The organism is Candidatus Roseilinea sp. NK_OTU-006, from assembly GCF_012931985.1.
Taxonomy (GTDB): Bacteria; Chloroflexota; Anaerolineae; order J036; family Brachytrichaceae; genus JAAFGM01.
In genome coordinates, this window is record NZ_JAAFGM010000001.1 from 259,567 (window position 1) to 279,822 (window position 20,256).

At 64.2% G+C, this 20,256-nt stretch carries 13 protein-coding genes; 3 read left to right on the forward strand and 10 right to left on the reverse strand.

What is annotated here, in order from left to right; all coding sequences use genetic code 11:
• Positions 1-190: 190 nt before the first annotated feature.
• From GXH28_RS01125 to GXH28_RS01150, 6 genes are all read right to left on the reverse strand, one after another.
• Positions 191-1,822 (reverse strand): PTS system mannose/fructose/sorbose family transporter subunit IID, encoded by a 1,632-nt coding sequence (locus GXH28_RS01125; RefSeq protein WP_169237156.1) that lies wholly within the window; start codon positions 1,820-1,822, stop codon positions 191-193.
• Positions 1,819-2,877: an MBL fold metallo-hydrolase gene (locus tag GXH28_RS01130; RefSeq protein WP_169237157.1), complete on the reverse strand. Its 1,059-nt coding sequence runs from the start codon at positions 2,875-2,877 to the stop codon at positions 1,819-1,821. The genes GXH28_RS01125 and GXH28_RS01130 overlap by 4 nt, the downstream gene beginning before the upstream one ends.
• Before the next feature lie 116 nt (positions 2,878-2,993).
• Complete coding sequence (locus tag GXH28_RS01135; RefSeq protein ID WP_169237158.1) at positions 2,994-3,869, reverse strand: nitrilase-related carbon-nitrogen hydrolase; 876 nt, start codon at positions 3,867-3,869, stop codon at positions 2,994-2,996.
• 456 nt (positions 3,870-4,325) lie between these two features.
• Positions 4,326-6,401, reverse strand: coding sequence for a choice-of-anchor Q domain-containing protein (locus tag GXH28_RS01140; protein ID WP_169237159.1), 2,076 nt, complete (start codon positions 6,399-6,401; stop codon positions 4,326-4,328).
• A gap of 200 nt (positions 6,402-6,601) precedes the next feature.
• Positions 6,602-10,354, reverse strand: coding sequence for a choice-of-anchor Q domain-containing protein (locus GXH28_RS01145; protein WP_169237160.1), 3,753 nt, complete (start codon positions 10,352-10,354; stop codon positions 6,602-6,604).
• Positions 10,355-10,622: 268 nt separating this feature from the next.
• Positions 10,623-10,985 carry a hypothetical protein gene (locus GXH28_RS01150; RefSeq protein ID WP_169237161.1) on the reverse strand — a complete coding sequence of 121 codons (363 nt, stop codon included), beginning with the start codon at positions 10,983-10,985 and terminating at the stop codon, positions 10,623-10,625.
• A 190-nt stretch (positions 10,986-11,175) separates the two neighbouring features.
• Between GXH28_RS01150 and GXH28_RS01155 the strand changes: the two genes are divergently transcribed.
• The 3 genes from GXH28_RS01155 to GXH28_RS01165 all read left to right on the forward strand — a co-directional run bounded on the left by GXH28_RS01155 (position 11,176) and on the right by GXH28_RS01165 (position 15,645).
• Positions 11,176-12,552, forward strand: coding sequence for a sigma-70 family RNA polymerase sigma factor (locus GXH28_RS01155; RefSeq protein WP_169237162.1), 1,377 nt, complete (start codon positions 11,176-11,178; stop codon positions 12,550-12,552).
• A 228-nt stretch (positions 12,553-12,780) separates the two neighbouring features.
• The gene (clpX, locus tag GXH28_RS01160) at positions 12,781-14,076 is read left to right on the forward strand and encodes an ATP-dependent Clp protease ATP-binding subunit ClpX (protein WP_169237163.1); all 1,296 of its coding nucleotides are present in this window, start codon (positions 12,781-12,783) and stop codon (positions 14,074-14,076) included.
• A gap of 30 nt (positions 14,077-14,106) precedes the next feature.
• Complete coding sequence (locus GXH28_RS01165) at positions 14,107-15,645, forward strand: O-antigen ligase family protein (RefSeq protein ID WP_169237164.1); 1,539 nt, start codon at positions 14,107-14,109, stop codon at positions 15,643-15,645.
• Positions 15,646-15,879: 234 nt separating this feature from the next.
• Here GXH28_RS01165 and GXH28_RS01170 read toward each other — a convergent pair whose 3' ends face one another.
• The 4 genes from GXH28_RS01170 to tyrS all read right to left on the reverse strand — a co-directional run bounded on the left by GXH28_RS01170 (position 15,880) and on the right by tyrS (position 20,251).
• Positions 15,880-16,782: a PfkB family carbohydrate kinase gene (locus GXH28_RS01170; RefSeq protein ID WP_169237165.1), complete on the reverse strand. Its 903-nt coding sequence runs from the start codon at positions 16,780-16,782 to the stop codon at positions 15,880-15,882.
• Positions 16,779-17,549: a glycosyltransferase gene (locus GXH28_RS01175; RefSeq protein ID WP_206156666.1), complete on the reverse strand. Its 771-nt coding sequence runs from the start codon at positions 17,547-17,549 to the stop codon at positions 16,779-16,781. Before GXH28_RS01175 ends, GXH28_RS01170 begins: the two co-directional genes overlap by 4 nt.
• Positions 17,550-17,639: 90 nt before the next feature.
• Positions 17,640-19,031 carry a hypothetical protein gene (locus GXH28_RS01180; protein WP_169237167.1) on the reverse strand — a complete coding sequence of 464 codons (1,392 nt, stop codon included), beginning with the start codon at positions 19,029-19,031 and terminating at the stop codon, positions 17,640-17,642.
• On the reverse strand, positions 19,028-20,251 hold the full coding sequence (gene tyrS / locus GXH28_RS01185) for a tyrosine--tRNA ligase (RefSeq protein ID WP_169237168.1): 1,224 nt from the start codon (positions 20,249-20,251) through the stop codon (positions 19,028-19,030). The genes GXH28_RS01180 and tyrS overlap by 4 nt, the downstream gene beginning before the upstream one ends.
• Positions 20,252-20,256: the final 5 nt, after the last annotated feature.

Here is a 20,256-nt window from a genome sequence, read left to right on the forward strand (position 1 = left end):
ACGGCCAATTGTAAGGCGGCCTCAAGGCTTCATGCGCAACAGGCCGAGGACGGTGAACAACCCGGCGTCGCCGGCGTGTGGAGCGGCCACGCCGGCATCGGCATACCAATCGTCGTTGGGGGAGGTGAGCGCATCACGGGCGGCGGCTCTTCGGCAAGGCGAGCATCGCGCAGCGAATAGCACGATGGCCTCACACCCAGCCGAGCGCGCGCGCGATGATTGCGCCGGCGGTGGCGACGATCAGGCATCCGCCCATCAGACCGACCGGGCTGGCCCGATGGGAGCGCAGCAGCCCCCACATCGTCAGTGTGGCGAACAGGGGCAATCCGCCCGGCAAAATCGCATCCAGCACGCGCGTCTGCAAAGGCAGTTGCGCCGCGCCGATTTGGATCAAGCCGTCGCCCGGCAAGGTGATCGGCGCGAGCGCAACCACCAGCGCGCCCAGCGCGAAAGCGCCCAGGCGCATCGCGCCGAATAGGGCCGGGCGCAGCCAATTGTTGGCGCGCGCCCAGTCGCCGAAGCGGCGCGTTTGCGCATAGCCAAGCTGAAAGCTGATGAATCCAACCGCCAGCACCAGCGCCGATTGGACGACTGCGAACATGAACGGCCCGAACAAGCTGCCGCGATCTGCCCACGCTGCGCCGGCAGCGATGAGCAGCGAGCCGACCGCGCTCAGCATGACTGTATTGCCGATGGTGTCTAGGCTGGCCATGAGGCTTGTCTTGGCGCCGACCAGCTCGGCATCGTTGATCACTTCGCCGTTGGCGCGGCGCTCCTCCAACGCGATGATCGCGCCGACCAGCGACGCGCCGAAGGACCACTCGCTGTTGAACAGCGTCAAGCTGCGGCGCAACAGCGTAACGCGCTCGCTGGCCGTCTCGCAGAGCTGCTTGGCAGCCGGCGCGAGCGCTGCAGCGAACCCCATGTTCTGAAAGCGCTCGAAGTTCACCCCGGCGTTGTGGAAGAACATCCACAGCACGAATGAAGATTGCAGCTCCACCGGCGACAATCGCGGCCCGGCCAGGTCGCCCTCGGCTTGATCGGAGGGCAGCACGTCGGCGACGAGCATCTCGGTGTTGACGTCGGCGCGTCGGCGGGCCAGGAAGGCGTGAATGATGGCGATGCTGCCGCCGAGGAGCGTCGCCTGCGTCAAGCCCAAGGGCGGCGCGCTCAGCCAGCCTAGCAGGAAGTAGGCGATGCTGCTGCCTTGCATGACCCATCGCAGGCTCATGGCGATGCCCAGCGCCGCCAACAAGTGCCGGCTCCAGTCCATCGCCAATTGCACCCAGGCGGGAATGGATGCGGCGATGCCGGCGATGGTCGGCGCATCGAACAGCAGGATGAACAGCGCCGGCAGAAAAGAGGTGAGCACGACCCAGAGCTGCGTGGGGACGACGTTGAGCAGTGCGACGGCGCTGATGTTGCCTTGGTCGGCGAAGTAATCGGCCCAGTGTGCGACCACCGTGTTGAACAGGCCGCGGGCGAAGTTCAGCACGATCCCGAACACGACCAGCGCGCCGAACAGCGCTGCCGTTTCCGGAGCGTCGGGGCGCAGGCCGCTCAGCAGCATGAGTGATACGCCGACATAGCCGATGAGCGCGACATCCGGGCCAACTTGCACGCGAAGCTGGCTGAGGGCGAGCGTGCCCAAGTTAAGCGCGCCGCCGATTTGCGCGCCGCGGATCGGGTCGCCGAGCAGCGCGCCGGCTATCGTGCCGGCGACGAGCGGCTGGGCCAGCACAGAGCCGCCCAAGCCGGCGTTGAAAGCCGAACGGGCGAACGCGTAGAACAGGGCGATGAGCGCGGCTTGCAGGACGCTCATCCGGCTCCCCGTCCTTTGCCCCGCTTAGGCGCGTCGGCTTTTGTTTTGCGCTTGGCGGGCTTGCCGGCCTTCTGGGTCGCCGCCTTCGACTTCGACGTGCCCTTCTTCGCCGATGGCTTGTCGTCGGATTTCTTGGCGCGCGCGGCCTTCGCTTGCTTTGCCGCAGCCGGCTTCTGGGTGGCCTTCGCCTTCGCGGCGGACGCCGCGCGCGATGTTTGGGCCGCCTGCTCGGCCATCAGCCGATCGTACGTCGCCAGCACATTGGCCAGGTGGAGCTGCACCACGGCGCCGCCCAGCAGCACGCGCGGCATGCCGCATTGCTCGATCGTGATGGCTTTGGCGTCATCGCGGCTGCCGCCGGCGTCAATCAGCTTTTGCACCTTGCTGCGCAGGTTGTCCAGGTAGTTGGCCTGCCGGCGCAGCGTGTCGCGGATCTCGCCGCGCAGGATGATTTCCCCGTGACCCTGCACGATGTTCTCCAGTGGCATTGCGCCGATGGTCTCGAGCGACTTCTTGAGCTGATCGGGATCGCCGTGGGTGATGGTCGGCAGGGCCATGACCGTGTCGCCGGCGAACAAGATGCGTTCCTCGTGCAGCAGCACGGAGACGCAATCCGCCGTATGGCCCGGCGTGTGGATGATCTCCAGCGTCTTGCCCGGCATGCGCAACGTGACGCTGTTCGTCGTGAAGGTGAACGTCGGCAGGCGCAGTTGGACGGGCGCGAGTTCCGGCGATTGCTCCTTGGCGCGTTGCAGGGCGGTGAAGCCGCGCTCGATCAGGATTTCGCGCGCCATCTCGTGCGCGATGACCTCGGCTTTGGGGAAGAGAAAGGCGCCGTAGACGTGATCGGCCTCATGACCGGTGTAAATCACGAAGCGCACGCCGTCCGGACAGCGCTTGCGAACGAACAAAGCGATCTGAGCCGTTTCGCTGGGGAAAGGAAGTGTGTCAATCAGAATGCCCCTGTTGCCGGAGACGATCAGGCTCGCAGTCACCTGTGCATAACGGTCGCTGGTGAAGATGTAGATGTCCTCCGAAGCCCGTTCACAATGCATAGCTTGAGGATACCTGAGCTTTTGACGTAATGCAAATTTTTATACATAAAAATTAGCCTCGGATAGGACATCAATTTAATTGACAACCACCTCGGCGTGTGGCCGAGCTGAGCCTGCTAAGCGCTAATCAGCGCTCGGTAAGTCTGCGGCTGGCGCTGCTCGAGCAAGGGGAAGAGATTGCGCCAAAAGGCCATGACGCCGAAGTCCAGATCGGCGACCAGCACGGCCGGCCGGCTGCGCGGCGCGCGGGCGATGACGCAACCGGTCGGGTCGCACACGAATGACGAGCCGTAGAATCGGACGAGGCCCTCATCGCCGGTGCGGTTGACCGCCGCCACGAAGATGCCGTTGGCAATGGCGTGAGCGATCATCACCGTTTGCCATTGCGGTTGCGTATCGAAGCCCGGGAAGTCCGGCTCGGAGCCGATGGCGGTGGGGTAGAGGATCAGTTCCGCGCCTTTCAATGCGCAGATGCGCGCCGTCTCCGGGAACCACTGGTCGTAGCAAGTCGGCACGGCGATCTTGATGAAGCCCAGGTCGTGCACCGGATAATCGGAGTCGCCGGGCGCGAAGTAGTAATCCTCGTGGTAGCCGCTGCCGCGAGGGATGTGTTGTTTGCGGGTGAAGCCGAACAGGTTGCCGCGTGGGTCGAAGATGACGGCGGTGTTGAAGTAGCGCCCATCCGCGCGCTCGAACAGCGAGCCCACCACGAACGCGCCGGACTCGCTCGCCAGCCGGCTGCACAGCACGCTGGTCGGCCCGTCGCCGAGCGGCTCGGCCAGGGCGAAGCGCGCAGGGTCTTTTGCGTCGGCGAAGTAACGGTGTAGCGTCAACTCTTGCAAGCCGATCAACTGCGCGCCACGGGCGGCAGCCGCCAGCACGCCGCGGCGCAGCGCCTGCGCGTGCCGCAGCGGATCGGCGTGCCATCGCTGTTGTATCAGACCGATGCGAATCGTGGGCGCACCGGTCTGTTGAGTGTCGCGATCGGGCATGTAAGAAATTCTATACGCGATTGCGAGATGCCGAGCGACAACCGAAGACAAAGGCGCGGGCGGGTGAGGGCGCTGCATCTGCAACCCGCAGGGTCCTCTTCAGTGTGTTGCGCGTTGTGGCGGTGAAGAAGGTGTGCAGGGGATGAGTCAGTTCCAGTTTGACTGCCGGCTCAGGCGTTGGCAGCAGTGGCTGGACATAGCAGCCGACGCACCCGCCCTGGTCATCGCACACGTGATGCACCGTTAGCAAGTGAGCCGGGCCGCTGGCGTGAAATGCGGCCCAGGTCGGGCGCGGACTGCATGCCAAGGGAGAGGACAGCGCGAGGCGCGCAACGCACCGGCAGTTTGATGCCAGACAACGGTGGCGCTAAGCGGCAACCGCATTGCAGTGCGGCTGCCGCCCGGCCACGAAATGCGTTTGCAGGCGCAGATGCGCCGCTTTGTGAACCCCCCGGCTTATGGCCTGCGCACCAGCGGCGCATAGCTGCGCCACACGGCCATCTCCACCGCGCCCACATCGCATGCGCTGTTCTGCGGGCGCAGCGTGTTGCGCTGATCGGTTGGGATGCAGCGCGCCGGCGGAATGCGGTTGAGCGCGGGGCTGTGCGGCATGGGCTGATGCGTCGGCGTGAAGTCGAACGGCGAGGCGAACCCCAGCGGGTGCAGCAGCGGGTTGGTGTTGGTCAGGTCGTTGGGCGCGCTGAGCGCCGCGCAGCTCGCATCGCTGCTCAGGTTGTCGTTGGCGCTAACCAGCGTGCCGCCGCTGATAGAGCAGTTCGCGGCGGTGTTGCCGGCCAGCAGGGTGGCGCGTGCGGTTACCGTGCTGCCCGATGCCAGCCATAGCCCCGCGCCGCTGTTGCTGACGATCGTGGTATAGGTCAGGTAGCCGGGGCCATTCTGCACGTGTATCGTCCCGTTTGTACCCTGGTTGCCGCTGAAGGTGACGTTAAGGGCGCTGAAGCCTGCGTTGACGACGCTAAGCGCCCCGCCCGACGCGCTGGCCGTGTTTGTGGTGAGCGCGCTGCTCTCCAGCCGCAACCCGCCGGTGCCGTTTTGTGCGACCCCGCCCCCGTTACCCGCCACGGCTGCGTTGCCGTAGACGTGTGAGCCTTGCACCATCAGCATCCCGTTTCCACTATTGATTGCCCCGCCGCCCGAGCTGGCGCGATTGTTGCACACGATCGAGTCTTGCACATAGCTATTGGCTACGTTTGCCAAACCGCCACCCACCGCCGGCGACATCCCTTCGGCGCGGTTGTCGCACACGATGGCATTGACGATTCCCATGCTTCCCGCGCTCGCAGTGTTCAAGATTCCCCCACCGATTTCCAGCGCCCGGTTGAATCTCACCTCGCTGCCGATCAGCAGCGCGTTGGCAGCCGTGTTATACCAGCCGCCACCTAGCCGTGCTGTGTTGCTCAGGATCACGCCGCCGTTGATCTCGCCCAGCAGGTTGCTGGTATGTAACCCGCCACCCAGACCGAGGTTGGCGGTTATCACATTGCCGACGATGCTCGATTGATTGACCCACACCATCTGACTGCTGTACACACCGCCGCCCAGCGCGATCGGCGAGAGCGATTCCAGCCCATTGCCGATAATGCTCACCTGGGTCAAGGTGGTTGCTGCCCGCGTGGCAATGCCGCCGCCATGCGCCTCGGCCGTCGTGGTGATACGCCGCGCGATGTTGAAGCTCACCGAGCCGCCAAACACGTCGAGCGAGCCGGCGCCGGTCGAGGGGCCATGATAGATGCCCCCGCTGCCGCGCGCGTTTGCTTCGCTGATCACAGCGGTGTTGTACAGCACCCGTGTCTGGCTGACAACAGTCGGCCCAGCGCTCAAGATGCCGCCGCCGTCGCCGCCCTGGGTGGTGTTGCCGGTCACGATGCTGGCGATCACGTGCAGCGCACTGCCCTGATGACACACCCCGCCACCGGCCCGCGCGCGATTGTCCCGGATTGTCACGGTGTCCAGCGTCAGCCGGCCCGTGCCACGATGTCGCACCCCGCCGCCGGACTGGTAGCACACATCGCCCGAGCTGCCCGTCTCGTAGGTCGTCGCGGGCATCACCCCGCCCATGAGCGTGAGCCGGGTGAGCGTGACGTTTGCGCTGCTGGTGGGCAGCACATCCATCACGCGGTCGCCGACGTTGGCCCCGATGGTGATCGTGACGCCGTTGGCCGGCCCGCTGATCGTCAGCGCACCGCTGCTCGGCCCGCCGATGTCCAGGTCGCGGTAGGCGTTGCTGTCATTGTCGCCGCCGCCGCTGTTCAGCGTGAGTGTGATCACGGCGATGCTGGGGTCGAACACGATCACATCGTCGCCATACGGCCCGACGCCCGTGCAGCCGTTGTAGTCGCTGTTGTTGTTGGCGGCGTTGATCGCCCGGCGCAGCGAACAGCCGATTGGCCCGCTGACGAAATAGTCGTTTTGGGTAGTGACGGTAATCGTCGCGGCCTGCGCCGGCCTGGCGCCGCCGGCCAATGCGCCGCCCAACACCAATCCCGCGATCACCCATCCAAGGCGTACCATCGTTCCATGCTTCATGTCACACGCTCCTTCACTTTTCAAGTCTGTTGTCTTTCGGTCGTTTGCAAACGCGCTATGTCTGGACGCCTGTTTGAGCGGGCGGGCCGGATCTGCGCGCGCATGGGCCTTAAAAACAACATCGTAGAGACGCTTCCGGGGCAGCGTCTCTACGATGGTTGCGCTTAAAGCCCTGAAGAGTTCGGTTACGGCTTACGCACGATCGGCGCAAAGATTCGGTATTGTACCTTCACCACCACGCTGCTCGAGGTCGCCGGCGTGTTGGGGTAGGTGGCTGCGTTCACCGTCGCGGTGTTGGTCAGCACCAGCCCCGGCGTGATCGGCGCGGTGGCCACAATTTGGATGGCCGGCGCCGCGCCGACGTTCAGTGTGGGCATGGTGCAGGTCACCGTCGGCGCGCTGAAGCTGCACGACCAGCCGGAGCCACTCGCGCTGACGTAGGTCAGGCCGGCCGGCAGGTTATCGGTCACCGTCACGCTGGTCGCGCTGCTCGGGCCGGCGTTGGTCACCAGCAGGGTGTAGGTGATCGTCCCGCCGGGCCGCACGGTGCCGGTGATCGGCGTGACGACGCTCTGCGCCTTGCCGATTTGCAGGGTCGCCGCCGGTGTGACCGGCGTCGTCACGCTGGCCGTGTTGTTGCTCGGGACCGGGTCGGGGTTGCTGGAGGCTACTACGGCGGTGTTGGTGATCGGCCCGCCGGCCGGGACGGTGGCGGTGAACACCAGGGTGACCGAGCTGCCGGCCGTCAGGCTGTTGAGCGTGAAGATGGCCTGCGAGGAAGTGCTGCTTTGCAGTGCAAAACCGCCGCTGCTGACCACGCCGCCGAAGGTTGCGCCGCCGCTCAGCGTATCGGTGAGCACCACGTTGTTGGCCGCGCCGGCGAAGCTGGTGTTAGTGACGATCACCGTGTAGGTGATGGTCTGGCCGGCAATCACCGGCGAGGGATCGGCCGACTTGCTGACTTCCAGGTCCGCCTCCTCCAGCTCGAACGCGCCCACGTCGCAGGCGACACCTTGCGGGCGCGGGACAAAGCGCTGGTCGATAAATACGTTATAGCCGTTGCATCCACCGGCGGCGTCGAGAGCCGGGCTACCCGGCGACAGGGCATGGTTGAGCGTCTGCCCGCCGTTCAGCGCCAGCGGCTGCAGGAGTGGGTCGGTGTTCAGGGTCGTCACAGCGCATGTGCCATCACTCGACATGGACGCGCCGTTCTCAGTCAACGCAGCCGTGCAGTTGCCGCCGGCGTTGTAGGCCAGCAGCGTCGCCAGCACCTCGACCGTGCCGCTGACGGCGATGCCGGCGCCACCCGTATTGCTGGCGACGGTGGTGTGGGTGAGGTAGGCCGTGCCTCCCACAGCGGCGTACAGTCCGCCGCCGACCGACGCGCTGTTGCCGCTGAACGTATTGTTCAGACTCTCCAACGTACCGCTGTTGTAAGACCCGCCGCCGTTGCCGCTCGCGGTATTGGCGATCAGTGCGCTGTAGGACACGTTGGCCGGGCCGGCGTTGTAGAGGCCGCCGCCGTCGATCGCGCTGTTGCTTTGGAAGGTGCTGTTGCTGATGAAGAAGCCGGCTGCTGTGGCGTCGTTGAAAACGCCGCCGCCGTTGCCGTTGGTCGCACTGTTGGCGCTGAAGGCGCTCTGGCCGATGCTCATGGAGCCAGTGTTATAAACGCCGCCGCCGTTGCCATTGGTCGCGCTGTTGGCGCTGAAGGTGCTCTGGCCGATGCCCACAAAGCCGGCGTTGAAAACGCCGCCGCCGTCGTTGGGCGCAGTGTTGGTCAACACCTGTGAATTCATGATGTTGACACTGCCCAGGTTGTACATGCCGCCCCCGTTGCCGGCGCCGCATGCGCCGGCCGCGTTGGCGCAGGCGGTCGAGGCCATCAGCATCATAAAGCTGCTGCCGCTGTTGTAAACCCCGCCGCCGTCTTGATCGGCCTGATTCTGACACACCATGCTGTCCCATATCTGCAGACCACTCAGGCTGTGGTAAATGCCGCCGCCGTTGCCACTGCCGGCCACCGGGCTGGTAACCGCGCGGTTGAAGCGCACTTGGCTGTTGAATATCTCGGCCTGCAAAGTATTGAAGTTGAACCATCCGCCGCCCTGCTGCGCGACATTGGTCAGAATCTGGGTATCGGTGATCGAGGCCGATTGACCTGAGCTGTGCACGCCGCCGCCGGAGCCGAGCGCATTGGCGCCGGTGGCCGTGTTGCTGACCACCAGCGAGCTGGTCAGCGTCAGCACGGCGCCGCTGCGTACGCCGCCGCCCTGCGCTCCCTGGCCGCCGTCGGCGCGGTTGTTGCGGATCTGGCCAAACACGATGTCGGCTGTGTCGCCTGAGAAACTGCCGTTGAAGATGCCGCCGCCCTCGCCGCCGCCAAAGACCGGGTTGCCCTGCGCCGTGTTGGTGGACACGCTGCTGCTTTGCAGGGTGAGCTGGGCGCCGGTGAAATTGACCACGTCGCTGTTGTAGATGCCGCCGCCGCTCGCGCGAACCCCCTCGGCGCGGTTGTAGTCCACACGGCTATTGTTCCACAGGGTGAGCCGGGCGACGTTGAAGAGGCCACCGCCGTAGGCCATGACGCCGCTGACTGCGCCATCGGCGATGTTGTCACGCACCTCCACGCCATCCAGAAAAGCAGTGCCGCTGTTCCAGATGCCGCCGCCGGCGATGTCCCCCGCAACAAACCGGCGCGCCAGGTTGTTGCTCACCTGCCCGCCGAAGATGTTCATCGGTGCGTTCTGATGGTAAATGCCGCCGCCACCCCCCGGCACAACAGACATAGCCGTGCCGCTGATGAGCGCCGCGTTGCTCAAGACAGCGGTGTTGTTCAGGAATAGTGAAGTGATGCTCCGAATGCCGCCGCCGTTGCCGGGATTGTTCAGGAATGCGCCGGCCGTGTTGCTGAGCACCGTGCTGGCGTCCACCTGCAAGCCGCGCGCGGTCTGATTGTAGATGCCACCGCCGTCGCCGTCGGCGCGGTTGTAGGCCACCGTGCTGGTGACGATAAACTTGAGAGTCGTGCCGCCATTTGTGGCGACGCCGCCGCCGATGCCGCCGGTGCCGGTGACGGTGTTGCTCAGCACCTGGCTGTTTTGAAGGGTGAAGGCGTTGCTTTGCTCGAAAATGCCGCCGCCGGCCCGTCCTGCGGTGTTGTCGCGAATCGTGCTATCCACCACGGTCAGGTTGAGGCCACTGACGGCGTAGATGCCGCCCCCCATCATATTCGCCGTGTTGTTGCTCACCGTGCTGGTCAGCACCGTCAGCGTGCTGCCCTGCTGGCACACCCCGCCGCCGTGCATCGGCATCGCGTTGTTCTGGACGGTCACGTTCTCCAGCGTCAGCGGCCCGTTTGACCGGTTGCGCACGCCGCCGCCGCTGTTGAAACACGGTTGGCCGCCGCCGGTCTCGCTGGTGGGTGGGTTGCCGCCCTGGATGGTGAGGTTGCGCAGCACGACGGCGCCGGGTTGTCCCATGGCGATTGATGGGATATCGAAGATACGGTCGCCCCAGATTGGCACGCCGGGTTGGACAACGACGCCGTTAGGACTGCCATCGATTATCAGGTTGTTCGGGGGGATGCTGTCGCGAATATCAAGATCGAGGAACGAGTTGTCGTCGTTATTTGCGCCCGTGGTGGTGATAGACAGGTTGATGACTGACACGCCGGGGGCGAACACGATCGTGTCATTGCCGTACGCACCGGTCCCTGTGCAGCCGCCAAAGTTGTTGTCAGTGTTGGCGGACTCGATGGCTTCGCGCAGCGAGCAGTCTGCTAGGTTTGAGCCGAAATCGTCCGCGCCGATGGTGACGGTGATCGTGGCGGCGCCGGCCACACCGGCCGAGAGCGCCAACGCGCCGGCTGCCATGAGCAGGCCGGCGCACAGCTTGACAAAAGCGGGACAATATCTAGCAAGAGTTTTGATCATCATTTTGCAACCTCCTGAGATTGGAGAAGGACAAGACCCAGCATCGGCGGCCTTGATTCTGCGCGTTCAACCGTGCCGAGCATGTGTGCATTGCAAGTATCAGTACACGACGCATCCCGCTTGACGCTTCCCCTACGCTTTCCCCACGCTCTACAAACAACTCGTTGTGCACACCAATCGCTATTGCTGTGCTGAGGGTGTAGCGCAGATTTGTGACAGTCACGGCCGGCGGCACTGACGGATTGCGGCATCTAGCCGATTGCTGTGCAGTTCACACAAGGCGGCGAGCATGGCCGCAGCATGCCGCCGTTCCCAGCCCCGACACAAACGTCGCTGTATCACCGTCTTGCAGCCGCTCTCTACTACGCCGCTGCCAATCGGCAGCCCTTGCGCACGGAACTCTGCATAACGCATCCGCTCCGCGCGGCTGGGTGATGTCTGCGCGGTGCAGGCGTTGATTGATCAGAATCTCCAATCCACGGCCCATCAGCGCTTGTCGCATGGCTTCGATCTCAGCGAACGTGGCGTCCGGATGCTGGTCATACCATGTCTTGAATGCTTCATAGGCCTGGGCGGCCAGGGCCAGGAACTGTTCGCGCCGCTGCGCGTGGCTGGATACGGTTGATGGTCTCATGTCCCCTATGTTGCTCCCGCTGCAGAAAAAGTCGCCCACATTTCTGCGCTACACCCCCGCTTGACAATCAGGCTTGACAATATAGTGTGGAGTCACTAATATCTAAGCGATCGGCGGCTCTTCACCGGCTAATTTGCGCGGGTTTTAACGCGCGTCTCATAGGGGTGTGTATAACACTAAGTCAATGGTTATGAAGAAATCCGCGAAGGCTCCCAAGACTGTCCGCAAGCCGGCGACCAGGCCGGCCAAGCGTCAGTCCAAGCGAGCGGCGCAGGTTGCTCGCGCGTCGGTGAGCGCTGTACCGAACGCAGTTATTGAAGCGTCTGCTGCGCCTGTTCCGGCAGCTCCGGCCGGCATAGCCTCTCCCGCGGCTGCTGCTATTGAGGAGAGCACCGTAGAAGAACTGAGCGGCGAAGAGCAGTTGATCAACCTCGGCCGGGAGAAGGGGTATGTGACATACGAGGATATCCTCAACCTCTTCCCCGATGCTGAGAAGAACTTTGATCAACTCGAAGACCTGCTCGCTGCGCTGTCTGATGCCGGCATTAACGTGGTCGCCAGCGAGGATGAGGCTGCTGACCAGATCGTGGATGACGAGGACGACGAAGAGGACGAGTTCAACGACCGGACCAACGAAAACCTGCTCGAGGCGATCGAAGCCGATGACACGGTGGGCCTGTATCTGAAAGAGATCGGTCGCGTGCCGTTGCTCACGGCGCCGCAGGAAGTGGACCTCGCCCAGCGCATGGAGCGCGGCCGCGAAGCCCGCGAGCGACTCCAGTCTGACCCGAACCTGACGCCGGAAGAGCGCGAACGTCTGGAGATGTTGGTCGAAGACGGCATGGCAGCGCGTGAGCATCTCATCAACGCGAACTCTCGGCTGGTCATCAGCGTGGCGAAGAAATACATCGGCCGCGGCGTGCCGTTCCTGGATTTGATCCAGGAGGGCAACATCGGCCTGATCCGAGCGGCCAAGAAATTTGATTGGCGTCGCGGTCATAAGTTCAGCACGTATGCTACCTGGTGGATTCGCCAGGCCGTCACGCGCGCGATTGCCGATCAAGGCCGCACCATTCGCGTGCCGGTGCACATGGGTGACCAGATCAACCGCCTGCTGCGCGCCAGTCACCAGTTGACACAGGAGCTTGGCCGTGACCCCACGGTGGCCGAATTGGCCGAGGCATTGAACGTGACCGTGCGCAAAGCTGAGCAGATGATCCAAGTTGCTCGCCGACCGATCAGCCTGGAGACGCCGACCGATGACGAGGAAGAGAGCGTGCTCGGCGACTTCATCCCGGATGAGGACAGCCCGGCGCCGGTTGAGATGGTGACGAATCAGATGCTGCGCGAGCAACTGGCCGATATCCTCGACACGCTGCCGCCGCGCGAAGTGCGCATCCTGCAATTGCGCTACGGCCTGCTCGACGGCGAGACATACACGCTCGAAGAAGTGGGCCGCAAGCTCGGTGTGACGCGTGAGCGCGTCCGGCAAATCGAAGCCCAGGCCCTCAGCCGATTGCGCCTGCCCGCGCATGCCCGCAAGCTGCGCGACTTCCTGAAAGAATAGCCGCTCACTACCGCCCGATCCCTTGGGATCGGGCTTTCTTTTGTCCCGCATCCCACTACCGTCCACATGCGTAGGCCATGCGGCTTGGCGCGGTGGGCTGTATGGGCTGGCCTAACCGATTGCGCGCAAACGCATCGCGATTGCTGCTGCTGCGCCATATCGTGTGCAAGCGGAGTTGATCGGCATCCGAATCGCTCAGGCGCCGGAAGCGTTTATACTTGCGAAGCGATGCCCAAGCCTGGTTCGCCTGTCAATCATTGCTCGTTCTGCGGCAAGAGCGAACTGCACGTCAACCGGCTGATCGCCGGTCCGCGCAACGTGTTCATTTGCGATGAGTGCGTGCAGATGTGCCAGGACATCCTGGACGGCGAGCGGCGGGCGGCGCGCGAAAACCGAGCTGCGCCGGCGGGCGGCGCGCCCCTGGCTTCGCTGGCGCCGCGTGTGATCTGCAAACATCTCGATGAGTATGTAGTCGGTCAAGAGAGGGCCAAACGCGCGCTTGCCGTTGCGGTCTATAACCACTACAAGCGCATCGAGAACAAGGCGCGTTTCGCTGATGTCGAGATCGGCAAGAGCAACGTGCTGCTCGTCGGACCCACTGGCAGCGGCAAGACCTATCTGGCCCAAACGCTGGCCAAGCTGCTGGATGTGCCGTTTTGCATTGCCGACGCGACGGCGCTCACCGAAGCCGGCTATGTGGGCGAAGATGTGGAGACCATCTTAGTCCGCCTGATCCAGGCCGCCGACGGCGACGTGCGCCGCGCCCAACGCGGCATCGTCTATATTGACGAACTGGATAAGATCGCCCGCAAGTCTGCCGACAACCCCAGCATCACCCGCGACGTGTCCGGCGAAGGCGTGCAACAAGCCCTCCTCAAGATCATCGAAGGCAGCATCGTCTATGTGCCGCCGGACGGCGGTCGCAAGCATCCCCAGGCTGAGATGCTGCAGATAGACACGAGCGACATCCTGTTCATTTGCGGCGGCGCATTTGAAGGCTTGTCGCAGGTGATCGGCGAACGCATCGGCGCAAGGCGACGCATGGGATTGCCCGCCTACACGTCCGGCGCGCCTAAGGTCCGCCGTGACGAAGAGCTTTTGCGCTATGTAAACCAAGAAGACCTCATGCGATACGGGTTCATCCCCGAACTCGTCGGACGCTTACCGGTGCTGATCACGCTCGACGCGCTCGACCGTGAAGGATTGATTGAGGTACTGACTCGCCCGCGCAACTCGATCATCAAGCAGTATCAGCGGCTGCTCAGCCTGGATGGCGTGGAGCTCACCTTCACGAGCGAGGCGTTGAACGCTGTGGCGGATGAGGCGATCCAGAGCGGCAGCGGCGCGCGCGCTTTGCGCGCGATCATTGAGCGTGTCTTGCTCGACGTGATGTACGAGATCCCGTCGCGCCGGGACGTGCGGCGCGTCGTGGTTGATGTCACGGCGGTTCGCGGCCAGTCCGCGCCCAAACTCTACGACCAAAATGGGCGCCTGATCGGCGGCGAGCTGGACAAAGCCGCCTAGCCGCGCGAACGGCGCACCCGAATCCCCGCCATGGCTTCCACCTCATTGCTCGGCTCGCCCGCGCATCGTCTGCTGCTCATTGCGTTTTGCGCGTTGGTAGGTTTGACCGTCGGCGCGTTGGCGGCCCTGATCAACCCCCTTGTGCTCATTGGCCTAGCGGTCACAGCGCCGTTAGGTCTCTGGCTGATTAGCAGCGTCCCGCGTGCTTTATTCGCGCTGGTGGTGGTGATTGGGCTGTTGCCTCGCTTCGCGCTGCCGGCGCGGCTGGGCTTTACGCCAACTTTTCTCGACCTGTCGCTGGTGGGGTTGGTCATCGCGTGGGCGATTCACCAGCTCGGCGCGCGGCGCGACATGCCGCTGCGCCGGACGCCGATCAGCCTGCCTGTGCTTTTGCTGACGCTCGTCGCGTTGGCCGCCTTCATCATCGGCCTGCCGAACGGCGCGCTGACACCGCTTGTGCTGCGGCGTTTCGCCGAGTTGGTGCTCAGCCTGCTCATGTCGCTGCTCATCATCGCCGTATTGCGCGGTCTCTCGGCTCAGGAACAACTCGTTCGCTGGATGCTGTGGATCGGCGCGCTATCGGCGGCGATCGGCATTGTGCTGTATGTGATCCCGGATGACCTGGCCATCCAGGCGTTGTCGGCGCTGCGGCCATTCGGTTACCCCACCGGCCCCGGCGTGCTGCGTTTCATCCGCGACGATCCGGCCTTGATGCAACGCGCGACCGGGCTTTGGATTGATCCGAATGCCTTCGGCGGCTACCTGTTGGTCGCAGGCGCTCTGGGCCTGCCGCAGCTCTTTTCGCCCAGGCCGGTGATGCGTCGTGGATGGGTCGGTTTGTGTCTGCTGCTCATCGGCGGCGCGCTTGTGCTCACGGCGTCGCGCGGCGCAATGCTTGGCTTTGCCCTGGTCGTCGGGCTAATGGGCGTGCTGCGCTACCGGCGATTGCTGATCTTGATGGCGATCGTGTTGACGCTGGCGCTCGTGTTGCCACAAACGCGCGAGCTGGTGCAGCACTTTGTGGAGGGATTCCAGGGACGCGATCTGGCGACCCAGATGCGGTTCGGCGAGTACAAAGATGCCCTGCGGTTGATCGAACGTTATCCGGCGCTTGGCGTCGGCTTTGTGGACGCGCCGGACGTTGATCTCTACATCGGCGTGTCCTCGATGTATTTACTGATTGCGCAGCAGATGGGGCTGCTCGGCGTGGCGATGTTTGCGAGTGTGATCGTCGCCCTGTTTTCCGGCGCCGCGCGCGCCTGGCCGGCGGTGGCTCGCGATGCGCGCGCGTCCGCAGTGTTTCTGGGCGCGCATGGCGCAGTGGTCGGCGCGCTGTTCAGCGGCATTTTCGATCATTACTTCTTCAACATAGACTTTCACAACTCGGTCACATTGTTCTGGGTGATGATTGCCTTGGCCGTAAGCAGCCGGCTTTTGAAGCAAGGGGAGACGGCGGCGGGGCGCTCTGATCCACTCGAGCCAGCAAGCCGGCGTCTGTCAGGGTCGAGTGGGCCGGCCGTGGATGTGGGTGCAGCGCAGATTGGGGACCGTCACGGCTGGCGGCGCTGATGGATTGCGTCGTCTCGGGCTTGTCCTCGCCGGGTGGTGCGACGACACGGGCCTGCGTCACTTCTGCCCGGCGCATCCGTGGATGTTGCGCGTAAGCCGAAAAGTGATTGCACTTAACGGCCTTGCGCACTCCCGCGAATTAATTGTGCTTACTGTCGCTTGCGGCGGGGCGGAGCGCCCCCCTTCGCTCCGCCGCAAGCCCCCACAACAGCCCAGGCAAAACGAGCCGCACGATTAGTTTTGTGCGCCGAGAAACCGAAGCGTCTGCTCCAGGGTAGGCGCGCCGGCTTGTCCGCCGGTGCGCGTCGCTTTCAATGCTGCCGCAGCAGAAGCGAGGCGGATGCGTTCCGCGGCCGGCATCCCCTTCGCCAGCGCTGCGCAGTATGCGCCGTGAAACACGTCTCCACAGCCCGTCGTGTCTGCAACTTGGACGCGGAAAGCGGGTTGATGGCTCACGACTTGTCCGTCATCGCTGAAGAAGCAGCCATCTTCTCCACAAGTCACGGCCACCAGCGCGCGCCTGGGCGTCCATAGTCGGTAGATGCCTTCCTCCGGCGAATGAGCGCCGGTGAGCGCCCGTGCAAAATCCCAGCTCATCACGACGTGATCCACCAGTTCGAGCAGCTCGCGGCAGCCCGGCAAGTCGCGCTCTATGTCGGAGACGATGGGAATGCCGGCCGCGCGCGCGACGCGCGCCGCGCGGATCATGCCTTCGATGCCGACGTGGTCCACGAATAGCACGCGCGCGTTGCGGATCACCGGTTCTGGGGGCAGGGTGGGGTGCGCGCCGCATTGCGCTGGATGTTCGGGAAAGACGTTGCGCGTGCCGCGGTCGGTCCCGACGATGATAGTCGAGCGGATCGGGCCGGCGTCGTCGCGCACGATGAGGTGCGATAAGTCAATGCCCTCGCGCTGCAGCGTCTCTGCAACGAACTGCGAGGCGTCATCCCGACCGAGCATGCCGGCGTAGGCGCAGCGCGCCCCCAGCCGCGACGCTGCCACCAGCGCCGTAGCCGTCAGGCCGCCGCACTGGCGCTCGCTGCGCTGAACATGCGATTTGACGTTGGGTGGGGGATAGCTGGGCACGTAGATCAAGTGATCCACCGCGGTTGCGCCCAGGCCGAGGATGTCCATCATGGGAGTCGTGGGTCTCGATACGCCCCGCGTAGGTCTGCTGCGCGAATCTCCAGCAACTCGCGCACGCCGCGCAAGCTGTCCCGCAGCAGATTCACGCGCCGCGAGTGCCGATAGTCCCATTCCACCGGCACTTCCTTAACGCGATAGCCGAGTCGCTGGGCCACAAAGAGCAGCTCTACGTCGAAGCCGGCGGTGACGGTTGCGCCATGCACCTCGGCGTGGTGGGCGAAGTTGTAGAGGTGTAAATGATCCAGAATAGGGCCGATCGCGCTGCCGCGAAAGGACTTGAAGCCGCACTGGGTGTCGGTAATGTCCCTAAAGCCGAGTATCAGTTGGCGCAGCAGAATTTGGCTGCGCGACATGAATTTGCGCCACAGCGGCGCATTGCGCCGGTAGGTCCCGCGCGAACCGATGACGATGTCGTAGCCGCGCTCGTACCACGGCAGCAGCTTGGCCGTCTCTTGTATCGGCGTCGCCTGATCCATGTCGGTAAACAGCACGATCTGGCCGGTTGCAGCGCGCAGGCCTGTGGTCACGGTGAAGGCTTTGCCGCGGTGCGGATTGCGGATCAGGCGGGTGTTGCGGTGTTGGGTCACAAAATCCTCGGCTAGCGCTGCTGTCTCGTCGGTGCTGCCGTCGTCAACGACGATAATTTCATACGCATAGGATTGGACACAGAGGTAGTCGTGCACAGCGGTCAGCGATCCAGATAGGATGTTGGCAGCCTCGTTGTAAGCAGGGATCACAACAGACAGATAAGGATTCATGGGATGCACGACTCGCGCATGGCAGTCAGCATGGCTCGATTATCGCAAATCCATCGGGCGCAGTTGTCTTCGGCCGAAGTGGGCGGGGATCTACTCGCTCAGCATTTCGGCGATGGCGCTTGAGCAGGTTGCGATGACGCGCTCCAGGCAGCCGGCCGCATAAGGCGTTTGCCACACCTGGTATTGGTCGCGGCCGTACATCTCGCGCGGCGGCAGATAGGCGTAGCTGCCGTTGGTGATATTCAGCACGGCGATCGCCCGGCCGGGGAAACGACGGCGCAGCTCGATTTGCAGATGCGAGTAAGCTTCGTTTGGGGTGGCGATGAGCAATGCATCGCCCACGCGCCAGAGCCAAATCGAGGAGGGGGAGGATGGGTGATCGCCTGCGCCTATCGCCCGTCGTAAGCGGTGTTGTCGGCGTAGCCGTTCGATCATGAAAGGTTCATTCGCTGCCGCAAGCTGCGCTGCGATCTCCGCCGTCGAAGGCAGGTCCGGCTTTAGTGGGATTTCGATCGCCAGCATGCGCGCGCTGAGGTGGGTTGAGAGCGCAGCGGGCTCGCGCGTCCAGGCGGCCAGTGGCGCACCGGATTCGACGACGCCTGTGTAGCGCAATCGCTGCCCCGGCGGCAGCATGCCCGCTAACACCGACAGCGCGGCGAAACCCAGCCCGCGTCCGTTCTTGTCGGCGATGTCCGCATCGCCGGTGTATGCCTCCATCGGCGCCAGCTCGCCCGAGGCGCCTTGTAGGAATAGGCATGGCGCGCTATCGGTGTGTGCTTCAACTACTTCGCGCATCGCGCCGACGAAATCGGGGGAGATCAGCGCGTTTTGCCACGCCAGCGTAACCGGATGCATGGCGTAGTTCACCAGGGTCGCCCTGATCTCCCCGCCGGCTCCGGCGACGCGGCCGATGAGCAATGTGTCGTCCGCGGGCGCATGGGGGTTGAAGCCGCAGACGATGCGATTCGCGTCCGGATCCGGCAGGTCGCGGTTGCGAGCCAGCGCGCATGTGCCATAGGCCCACTCGAGCACGGCCGGCGCAGCGCGCTGCACTGCCTCGCGGGCTGCTTCGACGCACATCGCCCTGACGTGGTCGAGATAGGGGCCGATGAGATGCCCACCTGGTCGGTCGGCGTCCGCGCGGCAAATGCTTGGGCCGGCATGCGTGTGAGTGAGATGCAGCAACACCCGGCGCTCTGCCACGCCGAGCGCATCCAAGATGGCGCTGCGCACCTCCCATTCGTCCTCGCGCGTGCGCCACCAGCCCAGGTCGAGCGAAAGCAAGACGAGCGGCTGTGCGCCGCTGGCGTCCCGCATGAGCGCCAGCGCCGTCAGCGTGAGCGGGCGGTGGATGCCGGTCGCCACTTCGCCGGCCGCTGCGCCCCAGTTGCGGTTGTAAATGCCGATGGGCGGCGTAATATCGCGCCGGGCGACGCCAATGTGACCGGCGAAGCCGGAGGGGGCATAGATCAAAGCGCTCACGCCTGGATCAGCCGGGCGAATCGCCGCTTGCCGACTTGCAGGATCTGGGGCGGGGCCGGGATCGCGCTTGCGTCGGAAACCGTGCGCCCATCGAGATATACGCCGCCGCCGGCGATCAATCGCCTGGCTTCGCCCTTGGATGCAGCGAACTTGAGCGCGACGATGACATCCACGATGTTCATGCCGGGGCCCACGGCAAACTCCGGCATCTCGTCGGGCAACGCCTTCTTCTGAAAGACGGATACGAAGTGCGCTTCGGCCCACTCGGCGGCTTGTGGATCGTGGAAGATGCTGACGATCTCGCGCGCCAGTTCCATCTTCACATCGCGCGGGTTCACGCCGCTGGCCAGGCGTCGCCTCACGTCCTCGACCCTGGCAGGCGTGTAGCGCGTGGCCAGCTCGAAGTAGGGGATGAGCGCGCTGTCGGGGATGGACATCACTTTGCCGTACATGTCCTCCGGCGGGGCCAAGATGGGGATATGGTTGCCCAGCGACTTGGACATCTTCACGACCCCGTCGGTGCCGGGCAGGATGCCCAGGATGATGCCGATCTGCGGCCGTTGGCCCATGGCCTCTTGTAGCTTGCGGCCGGCGGTGATGATGTTGAACAATTGATCGCTGCCGCCTACCTGCACGTCGGTTTCCAGCGCCACAGCGTCGTAGGCCTGCATCAGGGCGTAGAACGTCTCGTGCAGGTAGATCGGCTCGCCCTTATCCAATCGCAGCGCGAAGTTCTCGCGCGCCATGAACTGTTGCACGGTGAAGTTTTGGGCGATCTGGATCAGCTCCAAGAAGGAGAGCCGGCTCAGCCATTCGGCGTTGTAGCGCACACGGGTCTTTTGGCGGTCGAGGATCTTGAACGCCTGCTCGGCGTAGGTGCGCGCGTTGGCTTCCACCTGTTCGGCGGTGAGCATCGGGCGAAGCCGGTCTTTGTCGGACGGGTCGCCCAGCAGGCTGGTGTAGTTGCCGATGAGAAAAGTGACTTCGTGCCCCAGCTCCTGGAACTGCCGCAACTTGCGCATGGGGATGGTGTGGCCGAGGTGCAGGTCGCTGGTGCGCGGGTCAAAGCCGCAGTACACGCGCAGCGGCCGACCTTCTTTCAGCCGCTCGCGCAGCTCGTTGGCCATGTGGCGCGCCAGCGTCTCGTCGCCATAATCGGTGCCCTGCATCAGCAGGGCGACCTGTTCGTCTAGCGACAGCGATGTCGGTGCAATCGTCATTGCGG

Excerpts from the sequence above, each read along its gene's own strand:
- GXH28_RS01145 (WP_169237160.1), bottom strand. The coding sequence starts at position 10,354 with ATGATGATCAAAACTCTTGCTAGATATTGTCCCGCTTTTGTCAAGCTG.
- GXH28_RS01140 (WP_169237159.1), bottom strand. The coding sequence starts at position 6,401 with ATGGTACGCCTTGGATGGGTGATCGCGGGATTGGTGTTGGGCGGCGCA.
- GXH28_RS01125 (WP_169237156.1), bottom strand. The coding sequence starts at position 1,822 with ATGAGCGTCCTGCAAGCCGCGCTCATCGCCCTGTTCTACGCGTTCGCC.
- GXH28_RS01130 (WP_169237157.1), bottom strand. The coding sequence starts at position 2,877 with ATGCATTGTGAACGGGCTTCGGAGGACATCTACATCTTCACCAGCGAC.
- tyrS (WP_169237168.1), bottom strand. The coding sequence starts at position 20,251 with ATGACGATTGCACCGACATCGCTGTCGCTAGACGAACAGGTCGCCCTG.
- GXH28_RS01165 (WP_169237164.1), top strand. The coding sequence starts at position 14,107 with ATGGCTTCCACCTCATTGCTCGGCTCGCCCGCGCATCGTCTGCTGCTC.
- GXH28_RS01135 (WP_169237158.1), bottom strand. The coding sequence starts at position 3,869 with ATGCCCGATCGCGACACTCAACAGACCGGTGCGCCCACGATTCGCATC.
- clpX (WP_169237163.1), top strand. The coding sequence starts at position 12,781 with ATGCCCAAGCCTGGTTCGCCTGTCAATCATTGCTCGTTCTGCGGCAAG.
- GXH28_RS01150 (WP_169237161.1), bottom strand. The coding sequence starts at position 10,985 with ATGAGACCATCAACCGTATCCAGCCACGCGCAGCGGCGCGAACAGTTC.
- GXH28_RS01170 (WP_169237165.1), bottom strand. The coding sequence starts at position 16,782 with ATGATGGACATCCTCGGCCTGGGCGCAACCGCGGTGGATCACTTGATC.
- GXH28_RS01155 (WP_169237162.1), top strand. The coding sequence starts at position 11,176 with ATGAAGAAATCCGCGAAGGCTCCCAAGACTGTCCGCAAGCCGGCGACC.
- GXH28_RS01175 (WP_206156666.1), bottom strand. The coding sequence starts at position 17,549 with ATGAATCCTTATCTGTCTGTTGTGATCCCTGCTTACAACGAGGCTGCC.